General features: G+C 73.1%; 15 protein-coding genes. 6 read left to right on the top strand and 9 right to left on the bottom strand.

What is annotated here, in order from left to right:
- Positions 1-276: 276 nt before the first annotated feature.
- Positions 277-936 carry a TetR/AcrR family transcriptional regulator gene (locus tag ABZ565_RS02925; protein ID WP_361019741.1) on the top strand — a complete coding sequence of 220 codons (660 nt, stop codon included), beginning with the start codon at positions 277-279 and terminating at the stop codon, positions 934-936.
- On the opposite strand, the gene ABZ565_RS02920 is transcribed toward ABZ565_RS02925, so the two are convergent.
- The 4 genes from ABZ565_RS02920 to ABZ565_RS02905 form a co-directional block, all read right to left on the bottom strand.
- Positions 912-2,612, bottom strand: a complete 1,701-nt coding sequence (locus ABZ565_RS02920; RefSeq protein ID WP_361019738.1) for a methylmalonyl-CoA mutase family protein — start codon at positions 2,610-2,612, stop codon at positions 912-914. The genes ABZ565_RS02925 and ABZ565_RS02920 overlap by 25 nt on opposite strands.
- Before the next feature lie 78 nt (positions 2,613-2,690).
- A complete protein-coding gene (locus ABZ565_RS02915) occupies positions 2,691-3,026 on the bottom strand; it encodes a DUF3817 domain-containing protein (RefSeq protein ID WP_361019735.1) in 336 nt (111 codons plus the stop codon).
- Between the two features lie 65 nt (positions 3,027-3,091).
- Positions 3,092-3,601, bottom strand: coding sequence for a MarR family transcriptional regulator (locus ABZ565_RS02910; protein ID WP_361019732.1), 510 nt, complete (start codon positions 3,599-3,601; stop codon positions 3,092-3,094).
- 10 nt (positions 3,602-3,611) lie between these two features.
- Entirely contained in the window at positions 3,612-4,928 is a 1,317-nt protein-coding gene (locus ABZ565_RS02905; RefSeq protein WP_361019729.1) for an MFS transporter, read from the bottom strand.
- 74 nt (positions 4,929-5,002) lie between these two features.
- Here ABZ565_RS02905 and ABZ565_RS02900 point away from each other — a divergent pair, with 74 nt between their 5' ends.
- A complete protein-coding gene (locus ABZ565_RS02900) occupies positions 5,003-5,986 on the top strand; it encodes a DUF5937 family protein (protein WP_361019727.1) in 984 nt (327 codons plus the stop codon).
- A gap of 57 nt (positions 5,987-6,043) precedes the next feature.
- On the opposite strand, the gene ABZ565_RS02895 is transcribed toward ABZ565_RS02900, so the two are convergent.
- The gene (locus ABZ565_RS02895) at positions 6,044-6,337 is read right to left on the bottom strand and encodes an MTH1187 family thiamine-binding protein (protein ID WP_361019724.1); all 294 of its coding nucleotides are present in this window, start codon (positions 6,335-6,337) and stop codon (positions 6,044-6,046) included.
- On the bottom strand, positions 6,334-6,684 hold the full coding sequence (locus ABZ565_RS02890; RefSeq protein ID WP_018102592.1) for a DUF3817 domain-containing protein: 351 nt from the start codon (positions 6,682-6,684) through the stop codon (positions 6,334-6,336). The genes ABZ565_RS02895 and ABZ565_RS02890 overlap by 4 nt, the downstream gene beginning before the upstream one ends.
- 259 nt (positions 6,685-6,943) lie before the next feature.
- On the opposite strand from ABZ565_RS02890, the gene ABZ565_RS02885 reads away from it, so the two are divergent.
- The 4 genes from ABZ565_RS02885 to ABZ565_RS02870 all read left to right on the top strand — a co-directional run bounded on the left by ABZ565_RS02885 (position 6,944) and on the right by ABZ565_RS02870 (position 9,575).
- Entirely contained in the window at positions 6,944-7,576 is a 633-nt protein-coding gene (locus ABZ565_RS02885; RefSeq protein WP_361020029.1) for an AIM24 family protein, read from the top strand.
- Positions 7,576-8,226 carry an AIM24 family protein gene (locus ABZ565_RS02880; protein ID WP_361019721.1) on the top strand — a complete coding sequence of 217 codons (651 nt, stop codon included), beginning with the start codon at positions 7,576-7,578 and terminating at the stop codon, positions 8,224-8,226. The genes ABZ565_RS02885 and ABZ565_RS02880 overlap by 1 nt, the downstream gene beginning before the upstream one ends.
- The gene (locus tag ABZ565_RS02875) at positions 8,223-8,987 is read left to right on the top strand and encodes an AIM24 family protein (protein WP_361019720.1); all 765 of its coding nucleotides are present in this window, start codon (positions 8,223-8,225) and stop codon (positions 8,985-8,987) included. The genes ABZ565_RS02880 and ABZ565_RS02875 overlap by 4 nt, the downstream gene beginning before the upstream one ends.
- Positions 8,988-9,107: 120 nt before the next feature.
- Positions 9,108-9,575, top strand: coding sequence for a MarR family transcriptional regulator (locus ABZ565_RS02870; protein WP_361019717.1), 468 nt, complete (start codon positions 9,108-9,110; stop codon positions 9,573-9,575).
- 94 nt (positions 9,576-9,669) lie between these two features.
- Here the strand turns inward: ABZ565_RS02870 and ABZ565_RS02865 are convergent, their stop codons facing one another.
- From ABZ565_RS02865 to meaB, 3 genes are all read right to left on the bottom strand, one after another.
- Positions 9,670-11,928: a protein kinase gene (locus ABZ565_RS02865; protein WP_361019714.1), complete on the bottom strand. Its 2,259-nt coding sequence runs from the start codon at positions 11,926-11,928 to the stop codon at positions 9,670-9,672.
- A 74-nt stretch (positions 11,929-12,002) separates the two neighbouring features.
- Positions 12,003-14,471, bottom strand: coding sequence for a protein kinase (locus ABZ565_RS02860; RefSeq protein ID WP_361019711.1), 2,469 nt, complete (start codon positions 14,469-14,471; stop codon positions 12,003-12,005).
- Positions 14,472-14,585: 114 nt separating this feature from the next.
- Positions 14,586-15,545 (bottom strand): methylmalonyl Co-A mutase-associated GTPase MeaB, encoded by a 960-nt coding sequence (meaB, locus tag ABZ565_RS02855; RefSeq protein ID WP_361019708.1) that lies wholly within the window; start codon positions 15,543-15,545, stop codon positions 14,586-14,588.
- Between the last annotated feature and the right edge of the window lie 11 nt (positions 15,546-15,556).

Raw genomic sequence — 15,556 nt, 5'->3', positions numbered from 1 at the left:
CGGGAAACCGCGCCCGTCCGCGACCCCCGCCGGTGTGCGGGGTGGACGGACAGACACGGTTCCGGGGCCCCTGAAAGACCCGGTGCGGCACCCGGTCCCCACCCGGCGCCTGTGGCTGTCGTTCGTGCGTGGCGTCCACGACGGTCCGGACCGTCGCCTTACGCTACGACCCGTAGCGTAACTGGCCACGCCCCCTCACGCACAAGAGTGTTCGGTGATCTGTCTCACGGCTTCCGAGGCCGGTCGGATTTACCTACTGACGGGTATGGTCTCGGCATGCTCAGCCGCCCCCACCCCAAACCCGCACGATCGGGACGCCCGCGCAGCGCCGAGGCCGACGAGGCGATCCTGGAGGCGACCAGAGCCTCGCTGGTGGACCTCGGCTGGTCGAAGCTGACCATGGGTGACGTGGCGACGCGGGCCGGGGTCGCCAAGACGACCCTCTACCGGCGCTGGGCGGGCAAGAACGAACTGGTCGTGGACGCGGTCGCGGTGCTCTTCGACGAGCTGGAGATGCCGGACCTGGGCAGCCTGGCCGCCGATGTGGAGGCGGTCGTGCTCCAGTTCGCCGCGCTGCTCGACCGGCCGGAGACCCGGACCGCGCTGATGGCGGTGGTCGCCGAGTCGACGCGGGACGAGGCGCTGCGGGCCCGCATCCGCGACTCGATCGTCAACCGGCAGAAGCGGCTCGTGCTCCAGGGGCGGCGGCGGGCGCAGGAGCGCGGGGAGCTGCCCGTCGAGCCGGACCAGGCCACGGCGGACCTGACGGCGGACCTGATCTTCGATGTGATCGCCGGTGCGGTGGTGCACCGGACGCTGGTGAGCGCCGAGCCCGTCGATGCCGACTGGGCCCGGCGCTTCACGCTGCTGCTGCTGGCGGGCCTGGGCGCGGCCGCCGGACAGCCGGTACGTCAGAAGCCGGCCGGCTCCGTGTAGACGCCCCACTCGTCGCGCAGGACGCCGCAGATCTCGCCGAGGGTGGCCTCCGCGCGGACCGCGTCGAGCATCGGCCCGATCATGTTGGAGCCGTCGCGGGCGGCGGCCAGCATCGCGTCCAGGGCGCTCTTGACCCGGGCGTCGTCGCGGGCCTCCTTGCGGCCGGCGAGCACGCGGACCTGCTCGCGCTCGACCTCGTGGCTGACGCGCAGGATCTCCAGGTCGCCGGTGACCGAGCCGTGCGCCACGTTGACGCCGACGACCTTCTTCTCACCCTTCTCCAGGGCCTGCTGGTAGCGGAACGCGGACTCCGCGATCTCGCCGGTGAACCACCCGTCCTCGATGCCGCGCAGGATGCCGGAGGTCATCGGGCCGACCGGGTGCTGCCCGTCGGGGTGGGCGCGGGTGCCGCGCTCCTTGATCTGCTCGAAGATCTTCTCGGCCTCGGCCTCGATGCGGTCGGTGAGCTGCTCCACGTACCAGGAACCGCCCAGCGGGTCGGCCACGTTGGCGACGCCGGTCTCCTCCATCAGCACCTGCTGGGTGCGCAGCGCGATCTCGGCGGCCTGCTCGGAGGGGAGCGCCAGGGTCTCGTCGAGGGCGTTGGTGTGCAGCGAGTTGGTGCCGCCGAGGACGGCGGACAGGGCCTCCACGGCGGTGCGTACGACGTTGTTGTACGGCTGCTGCGCGGTGAGGGAGACCCCGGCGGTCTGGGTGTGGAAGCGCAGCCACTGGGCCTTGTCGGTCTTCGCGCCGTACGTCTCCTTCATCCAGCGGGCCCAGATGCGGCGGGCGGCGCGGAACTTGGCGATCTCCTCGAAGAAGTCGAGGTGCGCGTCGAAGAAGAAGGACAGGCCGGGCGCGAAGGTGTCGACGTCGAGACCGCGCGAGAGGCCGAGCTCCACGTAGCCGAAGCCGTCGGCGAGGGTGTACGCCAGCTCCTGCGCGGCCGTCGCCCCGGCCTCGCGGATGTGGTAGCCGGAGACGGAGAGCGGCTTGTACGCGGGGATGGAGCTCGCGCAGTGCTCCATCAGGTCGCCGATGAGGCGCAGATGGGGCTCGGGCTGGAACAGCCACTCCTTCTGCGCGATGTACTCCTTGAAGATGTCCGTCTGGAGGGTGCCGTTGAGGACGGCCGGGTCGACGCCCTGGCGCTCGGCGGCGACCAGGTACATGCAGAAGACCGGGACGGCCGGGCCGCTGATCGTCATCGACGTCGTGACGTCGCCGAGCGGGATGTCCTTGAAGAGGACCTCCATGTCGGCGGCGGAGTCGATGGCGACGCCGCAGTGGCCGACCTCGCCGAGGGCGCGGGGGTCGTCGGAGTCGCGGCCCATCAGGGTCGGCATGTCGAAGGCCACGCTGAGCCCGCCGCCGCCGGCGGCCAGGATCATCTTGTAGCGCTCGTTCGTCTGCTCGGCGTTGCCGAAGCCGGCGAACTGGCGGATGGTCCAGGTGCGGCCCCGGTAGCCGGTCGGGTGGAGCCCCCGGGTGAAGGGGTACTCGCCGGGCCAGCCGATCCGCTCGAAGCCCTCGTACGCGTCCCCGGGGCGGGGGCCGTAGACCGGCTCCACCGGGTCCCCGGACAGCGTGGTGAAGTCCGCGTCACGCTTGCGGGCCTTGTCGTAACGGGCCTGCCAGCGGCGGCGGCCTTCCTCGATCGCGTCAGCGTCCATGCCTCCAATTTACTAGGACGTCCTAGTAAATGTCGATGACAAACCGCCCGGCGCTTCGCGCGGGGCGGTTCGGAGGCGTCAGACGTTCGCCGGGGCGGCGGGCGTCGCGTCCGCGACCAGCGGCTCGACCTCGCGGACGACCTTGCGCTCCACGAAGAACGCGGCCGTCGGGATCGTGCCCGAGATGAGCACCCAGGCGAGCTTGCCCGTCGGCCACTTCGCCTTAGAGCCCAGGTCGAAGGCGAAGATCAGGTAGATGATGTACAGCACGCCGTGGATCTGGGAGACGACGAGCGTCAGACCCTCGCCCTTGTCGAAGCCGTATTTGAAGATCATGCACACGCAGAGGATCAGCAACATGACGGCGGTGACGTAAGCCATCACCCGGTATCGGGTCAGCACACTGCGTTTCATGCCAACGAGCGTAACCGGACGTCCGGGGCGATCTTGCAGCGGGCCGGGCACCGGAACCGCGCCTCTCAGATCTCCTCGAAGTCCTGCGCGGCGATGCGCAGGGGCCGCAGCAGCGCGAAGATCTCGGCGCACTCCTCGGCGTCGTAGACGCCGAGCCCGAACTCCATCGCGACCAGGTCCCGGGTGGCCGCTTCCACGACCTCGCGGCCCTTGTCGGTGATCGAGGCCAGCGTGCCCCGCCCGTCGTTCGGGTTCGGGCGCTTGCCGACCAGGCCCGAGCGCACCAGCCGGTCCACGGTGTTCGTCACGGACGTGGGGTGGACCATCAGCCGCTCGCCGATCTTGGACATCGGCAGCTCGCCCTCCTTGGAGAAGGTGAGCAGCACCAGCGCCTCGTACCGCGCGAAGGTCAGTCCGTACGGCTTGACGACGGCGTCGACCTCGGCGAGCAGGATCTGCTGCGCCCGCATGATCGAGGTGATCGCCGCCATGGACGGGACCGGGCCCCAGCGCTGCTGCCAGAGCTCGTCGGCGCGGGCGATGGGATCGAAGGGAAGACTGAGCGGCTTCGGCACGGCCACGACCTTACCCATGGGGAACTTGGCGGTCCTCCCCGTCTCGCACTTCGGTCCGGGGCTCCTCGCGCCCGGGTGCGGTCCGGCGGATCTCGGCGATCAGGGGCAGGACGCACAGCGTGCCCACCAGCCCCGCCCCCGCGACCACCACGTGCACCGGAACGAACTCGGCGGCCAGCCCCGCCAGGGCCATGCCGACGCCCTGGAGCGTCATCAGCCCGGCGGTGAGCAGCGTCATCGCCCGGCCGCGCAGCTCCTCGGGGACGGCGTCGACGAACCACTGGTCGAGGCCGATGTTGTACGCGGCACCTACCCCGGCGAGCGCGAGCGCCGCCAGGGTCAGCGCCATACCGGGGCGCAGCGCGTACAGCAGCAGCGGCAGCAGTCCGAGGGCGGCGACCGGGAGCACGAGCCGCGAGCGCAGCCGTGGGCTCAGCCTGGAGCCCACGTACAGCTCGGCGGCGATGTGGCCAACCGGCATGGCGCACATCAGCAGGCCGAGGGCGGCGGGCCCGAGGCCGGCCTCGTCCGCGTACGGGGCGGCCAGCGCCTCCGGCGCGACGACGAACAGCGCGGGCAGCCAGAAGAGCAGCATCAGGGCGCGGACCCGGCGGTCGCCGAAGACCGCGCGGGCGCCGCTCAGCGATTCCCGGAACAGGGCACCGCCGCGTTCACCCGCGGACCGGGCGGGCCGGTCGCGGGTACCGAACCGGAGCAGGGCCGCCGAGCAGAGGAACGTACCGGCGGTGATCGTGATCGCCCCGCGCGGGGAGAGCGCGGCCAGCAGCACCCCGCCCACGCCGAAGCCGGTCATCAGGGCGCTCTGCGAGACGATCCGCAGCAACGAGCGCCCCAGGACGAACAGCTCGCCCTCGCCCAGGATGTCGGTGAGCGCGGCCATCCGCGTCCCGGTGAAGACCGGGGAGACGGAGGCGACCAGGCAGCGCAGCGCGAGGAGTGCGCCGACCGGAGTGCCCGGCAGCACCATGAACGCGACGCAGACCGCGCAGATCAGGTCGCAGGTGACGAGCACCCGCCGGGCCGGGTAGCGGTCGGCGACCCCGGCGAAGAGGGTGCCGCCGACGAGATACGGGAGGAAGCCGAGCGCGAAGGTGAGGGCGCTCAGCAGCGGCGAGCCCGTGAGGCCGTAGACGAGGACGGTGAGCGCGAGTTCGCTGACGACGACCCCGAGCAGGGAGAGCAGATGGGCGGCGAAGACGGCGCGGAACTCGCGTACGGCGAAGACGGCGCGGTAGCCGCGGGGGGCGGACGGAGCGTCCGTCGCGACGGGGGCGGTGCCCTGCGGGCGGGTGCTGTTGCTCGGCATGGCGGCAGCCTGGAGGACCGGTCGGCCCTCGCCGTAGTCTTTCGGCTGACACCGAATCTTCGCGGGGGTCGCCCATGCCGTTCCATCTCCACCTCGACGAGAACGACCTGTTGCGCTGCCGGTTCGCGCTCTCCCCGCTCTGGGAGACCCAGGCCGCCGTGCGTACGCTGCTGCGCCCGCAACGGCACGGGTACCACCGGCCCTGGCTGCGGCGGATCGAGGCCGCGGCCTCGGGGCTCGATCTGCGGCCGCTCTGGTCGCTCATGACCGACGGGGGGCACAATCCGGACTTCCTCTGCCCGCCTCCGCCGAGGCCGAACGTCACCTTCGCGGACGAGATCGAGGCGGTCCGCGCCACCGCCCCCGAGCTGGTCGCCGAGGACCTGGCGCTGACCCTGGCCGACCAGCCGGGGGCCCTGGACTCCGCCGCCGGCCGAGCGCTGCTGGCGGACCCGGCGCGTGCCTTGCGGGAGCTGGCCGATCTCCTCGAAGAGGCGTGGCGGACGCTGGTCGAACCGGACTGGTCGAGGCTGCGCGCCCTGCTGGAGGCCGATATCGCCTACCACTCGCGACGGCTGGCCGAGGTGGGATTCGCACGGCTTCTCGGGGAGCTGAGCCCGCAGCTGACGTGGACCGACTCCACCCTGACCCTGGTGGGGATGCGGGGCCGGCACTCACGGGTGCTCGGCGGGCAGGGCCTCGTGCTGATCCCCAGCGTCTTCGCCTGGCCGGACGTGGTCAGCGGGTACGAGCCGCCCTGGCCGCCCGCCGTGATCTACCCCGCGCGCGGCATCGGCAGCCTGTGGACCGAGCCGGGCGGCACCACGCCGGACGCCCTGGCGCGACTGCTCGGGCGGACCAGGGCGGACGTCCTGTGCGCGCTGGACGAGCCGGCCGGCACCAGCGCGCTGGCGCACCGGCTGCGGCTCGCCCCCTCGTCCGTGTCGGAGCACCTGTCGGTGCTGCGGGCGGCGGGGCTGCTGACCTCGCGGCGCTACGGGCACCAGGTGCTGTACGAGCGGACGCCGCTGGGGATCGCGCTGGCGGTGCCGGAATGAGGAGAGCCCCCGCCGGCCGGTCCGGGGCGGGGGCTTCGCGTACGTGCGTACGGAGGGTCAGTCGGCTAGATACCGCTCGACGGTCTCCACCTTGGAGGTGAGCCCGTCGGTGACTCCGGGGCGGATGTCCGCCTTCAGGACGAGCGAGACCCGCCCGGCCCGCGCCTCGACGGCGGCCACGGCGCGCTTCACGACGTCCATGACCTCGTCCCACTCCCCCTCGATGGAGGTGAACATGGCGTCCGTGCGGTTGGGCAGCCCGGACTCGCGGACGACCCGGACGGCGTCGGCGACGTACTCGCCGACGTCCTCGCCGGCCCCGAGCGGGCTGACGGAGAAGGCGACGATCATGCGCTGACCGTGCCTTCGCGGCGGGCCCGGGCGGCGATGACGCTGTCCGCCTCGTAGCGCTTGAGCACCTTGTCGCCGTACAGACCGCCGAACGGCAGCACGCACAGCAGGAAGAAGAACGCGACGCGCTTGAGCGGCCACTTGGTCTTCGCCCACACGTCGAGCAGCAGCACGACGTAGATCACGAAGAGCACGCCGTGCAGCATGCCCAGCGGCATCATCAGGAAGTCGATGTCGGAGACCCGGCTCAGCACTGAGCCGAAGAGGATCAGCGCCGGGAAGGACAGCGCCTCGGGAATCGAGATGAGGCGCAGCCGGTGCAGGGCGGTAGCGGTCTTGATGTCCACGGGGGCACCTTCGGTGGGAGGGGCGTGACAGCTTGTGAACGCACGCACAAGCGGCACCCATTGTGACATCGCGGGCGGGGAGGTCCCGCGCCGGGTCCGGACGGAACGGCGGAGCCGGCGCCCGGTGTTCCGTGCGAAGTACGTCCCGATCGCGTCCGGGTCCCGTACCGGATGCGTATCAGGGGCGGTCACGGGCGCCCGTTGGCACGACTGCCCCTGTTCCGGCGGCGGTGGCTGCGGCTATTTTCGCCGGGTGGCAATGTTCCGGCTTGAGGGAAACAAGACGCTCGCCGTCGATCTGGCAGGCGATGCCGTCAAGGCGAAGAACGGCTCGATGGTCGCGTACGAGGGCCAGATGACGTTCAAGAAGATGACGGGCGGCGGTGAGGGACTGCGCGGGATGGTGACCCGCAGGCTGACCGGTGAGTCGATGGCCGTGATGCAGGTCAGCGGGCAGGGCACCTGCTACTTCGCGGACCGGGCGAGCGAGATCAACCTGGTCTCGCTGCACGGCGACAAGCTGTACGTCGAGGCGAGCAATCTGCTCTGCACCGACGCGGGGCTGCGCACCGGCACCACGTTCACCGGCCTGCGCGGCGGGGCGACGGGCAACGGCCTGTTCACCACCACCGTGGAGGGGACCGGCCAGGCGGCGATCATGTCGGACGGCACGGCCGTGGTGCTGCGGGTCTCCCCCCAGTACCCGCTGTTCGTCGACCCGGGCGCGTACATCGCCCACCAGGGCAGCCTCCAGCAGAACTTCCAGTCCGGGGTGAACTTCCGGACGCTGATCGGTGAGGGCTCCGGCGAGTCCTTCCAGATCCGCTTCGAGGGCGACGGACTGGTCTACGTGCAGCCCAGCGAGCGGAACACGATCGGGGGGAACGTCTGATGCCGTTCCGTGAGATCAACTCCAAGATGGTCGAGGCGACAGTGATCCCCGGCCAGAAGATGTTCAGCCAGCGCGGGGCGATGCTCGCGTACCGGGGTGAGGTGGCGTTCACACCGAACATCCAGGGCGGCCAGGGCGGCATGATGTCGATGATCGGCCGCCGGCTGGCCAACGAGGCGACCCCGCTGATGACGGTCGAGGGCAACGGCACGGTGATGTTCGGCCACGGCGGCCACCACATCCACGTGATCAACCTCTCCGGGGACACCCTCTACGTGGAGGCGGACCGGCTGCTCGCCTTCGACGGGACGCTCCAGCAGGGCACGATGTTCATGGGTTCGCAGGGCGGCGTGATGGGCATGGTGCGCGGCCAGGTGACCGGGCAGGGCCTGTTCACCACGACGCTCCAGGGGCATGGCGCCGTGGCCGTGATGGCGCACGGCGGGGTGATCGAGCTGCCGATCGCCCCGGGCCGCGACGTGCACGTCGACCCCCAGGCGTACGTCGCCCACCACGGCGACGTACGCAACAAGCTCTCCACCGCGCTCGGCTGGCGCGAGATGGTGGGGCGCGGCTCGGGCGAGGGCTTCCAGCTGCAGCTGAGCGGCAATGGTGCGGTGTACGTCCAGGCGTCGGAGGAGAAGCTGTGAACGGGCCCGTGGTCTTCGACCCGATGACGCTGCCGTCGGACGACAACGTCAACGCGTACACCTTCTGTGTGGAGCTCAAGGGGAGCCAGTGGTTCCTCCAGAAGGGCAAGATGATCGCCTACTACGGGCAGATCAACTTCGACGGCATCGGGCACGGCCGGTTCGAGCGGCTGGTCCGGTCGAGCTTCCACTCGCCGCTGCACGCGAGCGACTGGGTGGTGGCCGAGGGCAGCGGCAAGATGCTGCTCGCCGACCGGGCGTTCGACGTGAACTCCTACGACCTGGACGACGGGAACCTGACGATCCGGTCCGGCAACCTGCTCGCGTACCAGCCGTCGCTGGCGCTGAAGCAGTCGATCGTGCCCGGGTTCCTGACGCTGATCGGCACCGGCAAGTTCGTCGCCGCATCCAACGGTCCGGTGGTCTTCATGGAGCCCCCGCTGCGGGTGGACCCGCAGGCGCTGGTCGGCTGGGCGGACTGCCCGTCCCCCTGCCACCACTACGACCACGGCTACATGACCGGCCTCCTGGGCGGCCTGCGCGGGCTGACCGGGATCGGCGGCGCCTCGGGCGAGGAGCACCAGTTCGAGTTCGTCGGCGCCGGCACGGTGCTGCTCCAGTCCTCCGAGGCGCTGATGGCCGAACAGCCGACGGGGGCGGTGCCGCAGCAGGCGGGGGTGCCGGGTGGGGGTGCCCGGCCGGGGCAGACGCCCCGGGCGCCCGGTCAGCTGGGGGACCTCCAGCGTCGCTTCGGGTTGTGAACGGTAGTCTGCGGAGTGTGACGTCGAACGTCTGCGCCCTGGCGCGGTCCGCATGCGCGGTGCCGGGTGTCACATCCCCACACTTCGTCCGGCTTTCAACTTCTTAGGTAGAATCCATACATGGAGACCGAGACGGCCACCCGCTGGCTGAGCGACGCCGAGCAGTGCGCCTGGCGCATCCACCTGGATGTCGGCAGGCTGCTGACCCACCAGCTGGAGAAGGACCTCCAGCCGTTCGGCTTGACCATGAACGACTACGAGATCCTCGTCAATCTGTCGGAGTCCGAGGACCGGCGGATGCGGATGAGCGACCTCGCGGGCGCGACCCTGCAGTCCAAGAGCCGGCTCTCGCACCAGATCACGCGCATGGAGAGCGCGGGTCTGGTCCGCCGGGAGAACTGCGAGTCGGACCGGCGGGGGCTGTACGCGGTACTGACGGAGGAGGGGGCGGAGACGATGCGGCGGGTGGCGCCGCACCATGTGGCATCGGTCCGTCGCCACTTCGTGGACCTGTTGTCGCCGGAGGCGCTGGCGGAGTTGCGGTCGGCGTTGGCACCGGTGGCGGAGCATTTGCGGGGGCAGCGGTAGGGGTACGGCGCGGCGGGTGCGGCGGGGCAGAATCAAGCCCCTCCGGCGTGTGAGGAGCGGGGGTACGGGGGCAGCGCCCCCGGAACAGCCCGGGTCACGGTGCGTACGCCGAGAGCACCGTGCCGTTCTCGAAGCTCGCGAGCACCGTGTCGCCCTGCGCGAGGACGGACACCGACGCCGGGTCCGGGTAGTCGCCCGCCGTCGGGCCCGGCCAGCCCTTGATCTCCGCCGCGCCCCGGGGTTCCACCTCGCCCTCCGAGGCCAGCGGGACAACCGTCGGGCCGTAGTCCTGCACGATCATCGCGCGGTCACCGACGACGAACGGCGCGCCCGACTGGGCCATGTACTCGTCGCACTCACACGTCGACCACCGCACCTCGCCGGACGCCAGGTCCACCGCGTAGATCCGGTCCGGGCTGCTCACCACGACCGTGCCGTCGGCCGCCAGTGCGGGGCGGTACGCGATGTCCACGCCGGGGAGGAGCGTGCGCCGGTTCCCGGGGGACGTCACGTCGGCCACGGTCAGGCCGTCCGGGCCGGGGCAGAGCAGCTGCTCGCCCTTCAACACCGGGGTGCGGCATGGCGCGCCGGCCGCCGAGACGCGGGTCCCGTCCGACGCCTTCAGGACCGTGACCGCCTCGCCCGCCGCGACGAGCCGGCCCTCGTCCAGGAGGAGTTCCGGGGTCTCGGACGGCTCCCGCCACCCCTTGTCCCAGAGCCGGCCGTGGTCGCCGGTCAGGCGGCGCGCGATGAGCCGGCCCGTCGCGGAGCCCCGCGCCTTCGTGGCGTAGTACAGGGTGTCGCCCGACTGCACGGAATCGGCCACGGCCACCCCGTCCGGCAGCCGTTCGCGCCACTTCTCGGCGCCGTCGGACAGCCCGCGCGCCACCAGGGCGCCGCCCTCGAACGCGTAGACCGTGGCGTCCAGGACCGCCGCCACCGACGTGGGTCCGGACCCGGTCCGCGCGCCGCGCCACAGCCGCTTGCCGTCCGCCGCCGCCAGCGCGGTGACCCGGTGGGGGCCCGCGCACACCAGTGACGTACCGGCGTACACGCACTCCACCCGGCCGTCGTCCACCTGGGCGTGCCAGGCGTGCCAGCCCTCCGGGCGGGCGGAGACGTCGGCCGCCGCCGTGCCGAAGTCGCCGGTGCGGCCCGGTCCCGCATGCGGGAAGACCACCCGGCCGACGCCCTCGGTGGACGCGGCGTCGGAGGCGGACGCCGTCGGCCGGGCGCCCCCGCCGGTGTCGTCCTGCCCGTCGTCACCGGGGAGGAGCCCCGGGAGGAGGACCGCGCCCAGGGCGACGCACGCGGCCGTCGCCAGCGCGGCGAGCCCGAGCCGCAGCCGTCTGCCGCGCTTCCGGTCCCCCGGGGCCGCGAGCGGCACGACCGGGGTGCGGGCGAACGCCGGGTGGTGGGGCGGGAGCGGCGGGGCGGCCGGGGCGGGCGCCGCCGCCCATGCGCAGGCGTCGGCCGCCGCCGCGTGGGCGGCCAGCTGCCCCCGTACCGCGCCGGTCCACGGGAACGCGCCCGGCGCCGGCCGTTCCGGCAGCAGCAGGTCCGCGAGGCGGCCGGGCGTGGGCCGGGCGGCCGGGTCGGTGCGCAGGCACGCCTCGATCACCGGGCGCAGCGTGGGCGGTACGCGGGAGAGCTCGGCCTCGCCCCGGGAGATCCGGAAGATCACGGCGGCCATGTCGGAGTCGTCGAACGGCCCGTGCCCCGTCGCCGCGAAGGCCAGCACCGCGCCCAGGCAGAACACATCGGACGCGGGCACCAGCGCGCGGGAGCCGTTGACGTGCTCGGGCGAGATGTAGCCGGGGCTGCCGACGACGACCCCGGTACGGGTGAGCTGGGTGGCGTCGAACGCCTGGGCGATCCCGAAGTCGATGACCTTCGGGCCGTCCGGCCCGAGGAGCACGTTGCCCGGCTTCAGGTCGCGGTGCAGGACGCGTACGGCGTGCATGTCCGCCAGTGCCAGGGCCAGTCCGGCGCCGAGGGCCCGGACCACCGGTTCGGGGAGCGGTCCGCCCCGGGTCACCGCCTCGGCGAGCGAGGGTCCGGGGACGTACTCGGTGGCCAGCCACGGCAGCCGGCCGCTCGCGTCGCCGCCCACCAGCGCGGCGGTGTGCGGGCTGCGGACGGCCTCGGCTGCGGCGATCTCGCGGCGGAAGCGGACCCGGAAGCCGTCGTCCAGGTCCAGGTCGGGGCGGACGGTCTTGAGGGCGACGAGCCCCTGCGGTCCGCCCACGGGCCGGGCGAGATACACCTCGCCCATGCCGCCCGCGCCGAGCAGCCCGAGCAACTGATACGGCCCGATCAGCCGGGCCCGCCCGGCCGGCAGCGGCTGGATCACTGTGCGCTCTCCTCGGTCGTACGGGGTCGGTCCGGGTCGTGCGTCGTGCGTCGTGCGTCGTGCGTCGTGCGGGATCAGGCCGGGAGCCGTACGGAGACCGTCGTGCCGTCGTCGTAGACGATGTGCACCACCCCGCCCACCGGCAGCACCCGGGGAGCGAGCAGTTCCTTGCCCAGTTCGATGCCCTGGGCCCTGTCGTAGTCCGGGGTCGCGCTCGGGCCGGGGGCACCGGGGACCTCGGTCCTCCTGAGGGGGCCGAGCGTGCCGTCGGGGCGCACCGCCACCGTGTACAGCGTCCTGGTGTCCGCCCAGACCACGGTGTCGGCGACGACGAGCGGCGCGGAGACCGGGTTGCTCATCCCCTCCTCGGGGTGGAGCGTCAGCGGGTAGCGGCCGAGGGTGCGGCCGTCCGCCCGGCTCACGACGTCGATCTCGTCGGGCACGCTCTCCACGTACTCGTCGCCCCTGCTCAGCACGACGACCCGGTCGCCGACCGCGCTCAGCGTCGCGCCGGACACCAGCCCGGCGTCCAGCTCCACCCGCCCTTCGGCCCCGAGGTCGCCGGTCCTGAACCGCAGGACGGCGACGTCCTCGCCGAAGCCCGAGTCGCCCTCGTCGTTGGGCGTGAAGGTCGCGCAGAAGGCCGAGGTGCCGCGCACCCGGAGGTCCCCGCAGCCGGAGTTTATGGATTCCTGCTCCGCGTCGCCCCCTGCCGTGCCCAGCAGCCGGCCGTCCTCGGGGCGGAACGCCTTCGGGCCCTCAAGGCCGATCGCGTACACCGCCTTGCCGTCGGTGGCGACGGGCCAGAAGTTGCCCTTCTGCGCCATGGCGATGTCCTCCTCCGCCAGCCGCTTCCGCCACTTCTCGGTGCCCGTCCTCCGGTCGTACGCGGCGAGTTCGGCACCGTCGGACGCCGATGCGGCGGCGAAGACGAGGTCGCCGACGACCAGCGGCGCGCTCTCCAGGGCCAGGGCCTCGCCCGCCCTGGTCTCCCAGCGCCCCTTGCCCGTGCGGGCGTCCAGCGCGTGGAGGCGGCCGCCGACGGCGAGCAGGACGGTGTCGTCGTACACCGTGGGCAGGGTGGCCCCGGCGGGCATGAAGAACGCGCCGCTGGGCCCGTAGCCCGCCTGCCGGCCGGACATCTCCTGGCCCGAGTCGAACGTCCACAGGTGGCGGCCGTCGGCGGCCGACAGCGCCTCGTACGTGCCGTCGACCAGCCGGCACACCAGCGCGTCGCGTCCGGCCGAGCAGCCGAGCGGGGGATGCGCGAACGTGCCCCGCCACGGCTTCTGCCAGCCGGCGGGGCGTACGTCGCGGCCGTAGGGGACGGTCCCCGAGGCGTCCGGGCCGCCCTTCTCGCCCACGCCCGCCACCATGGCCGCCGTCTCCGGCCCACCGCCGCCCGGTGACGCCTCGGCGCCGCCGCGCTCGCGCCACCCCAGGTACCCGCCGGTGGCCGCGCCCAGCAGGACCAGGGCCACCAGGGCGGCGGCGAGACCCCGCCTCGGGCGGCGCGGGGTCTCGGGGAGGCCGGGGCCCTCGGTGGGGGCGAGGTGCACGGGGGGAACGAAGTCCGGCGCCACGGCGGGCCAAACGGGCGCGGCCGGGCTCACGGTGGCGGCCTGGGTGGGCGTGTAGCCGGGCAGCAGGGGGCCGCCCAGGGCGGTGACGCGCGCCAGCTCCCTTCCGTACTCCGCGATCCGCGCGCCGACCGGGGCGGGCCAGCCGGACGCGGCGCCGGGCGTCAGCCGTTCGGCGAGGGCGGCGGCGGTGGGACGGGCGGCCGGGTCGGCGGTGAGGCAGTCCTCCAGGACCGCGCGCAGGCCGTCCGGCACGTCCGCGAGGTCGGCCTCGACGTATTTGACGCGGTACAGGACGGCCGCCACGGGCCCGTCGCCGAAGGGGTCGCGCCCGGTGACGGCGAAGCAGAGCACGGAGGCGAGGCAGAAGACGTCGGAGGCCGGGACGACGCGCCCACTGCCCGCGACGTGCTCCGGGGACATGAAGGCGGGGCTGCCGACCATCCGGCTGGTCGTGGTGAGCGGGGTGGCGCCGGTGTCCCGGGCGATCCCGAAGTCGATGAGGCGGGGCCCGTCGGCGGCGAGCATGACGTTGCCCGGCTTCACGTCCCGGTGCACGATCCCCGCCGCGTGCACGGCCGCCAGCGCGCGGGCGAGCCCGGCGCCCAGCATCCGCACCTCGGCCTCGTCCAGCGCGCCCGCCCCGCGCACGGCGGCGGAGAGCGTCGGACCGGCCACGTACGCGGTGGCGAGCCAGGGCACGGCGGCGTCGGCGTCCCCGTCGAGCAGCGGGGCGAGGTGGGCGCCGGTGACGGACCGGGCGACGGCGATCTCGCGGCGGAAGCGGTCGCGGAAGCCGGGGTCCTGCGCCACGTCGCGCCGGACGGTCTTGACGGCGGCGGGCGCGGTGGAGCCGCCCCGGTCACCGAGGAAGACCTCCCCCATGCCGCCGGCGCCCAGCCGGGCCCGGATCGTGTACGGGCCGATGGTCCTGGGCGAGTCGTCCCTGAGCGGACCGAGCATGTGCCACTTCCCCCCTCGTGCGCATGACCGGCGGCCATCCTGCCACGGGGGTAAGGGAGTTGAGGCGGATACGGGCCCTCCCGGACGCGGCTCGTCCGGGAGGGCTCCGGACCGTCAGCTCTCGCCCGTCAGCCCCGCCACCAGTTCGTCGGCCGCCGCGTACGGGTCGAGGCGGCCGGCCACGATGCGTTCGGCGAGGGCGTCCAGGCGGCGGTCGCCGTGCAGGGTGCCGATGCGTTCGCGGAGGCGGGTGACCGCGATCGCCTCGACCTCGCGGGCGGCGCGGGCGGCCCGGCGGTCGCCGAGGACGCCGTGCTCCTCCATCCAGGCCCGGTGCTTCTCCAGGGCCTCGACCACCTCGTCGACGCCCTCGCCCCGGGCGGCGACCGTCTTCACGATCGGCGGCCGCCAGTCGCCGGGGCCCCGGGACTCCCCGAGGCCCAGCATGTGGTTGAGCTCGCGGGCGGTGGCGTCGGCGCCGTCCCGGTCCGCCTTGTTCACGACGTACACGTCGCCGATCTCCAGGATCCCCGCCTTCGCGGCCTGGATGCCGTCGCCCATGCCGGGGGCGAGGAGGACGACCGAGGTGTCGGCCTGCGAGGCGATCTCCACCTCGGACTGGCCGACGCCCACGGTCTCCACCAGGATCACGTCGAAGCCCGACGCGTCCAGCACCCGGATCGCCTGCGGGGCCGCCCAGGCGAGGCCGCCGAGGTGGCCGCGGGTCGCCATGGAGCGGATGTAGACACCGGGGTCGGACGCGTGGTCCGACATCCGGACCCGGTCGCCGAGCAGCGCCCCGCCGGAGAACGGCGAGGACGGGTCGACGGCGAGTACCGCGACCCGCTTGCCCTGCTTCCGGTACGCGGAGACGAGCGCCGACGTCGACGTGGACTTGCCGACGCCCGGCGAACCGGTCAGGCCGACCACGTACGCGCTGCCCGCCAGCGGCGCCAGGGCCGCCATCACCTCGCGCAGCTGCGGCGAGGCACCCTCCACCAGGGAGATGAGCCGGGCCACCGCCCGCGGCCCTCCCGCACGGGCCTGCTCCACCAGGGTGGGGACGTCCACCATCACCGCTCCGT

The organism is Streptomyces sp. NPDC016469 (genome assembly GCF_040632905.1).
Lineage (GTDB): Bacteria > Actinomycetota > Actinomycetes > Streptomycetales > Streptomycetaceae > Streptomyces.
This window is presented reverse-complemented; position numbering and strand designations above follow the sequence as displayed.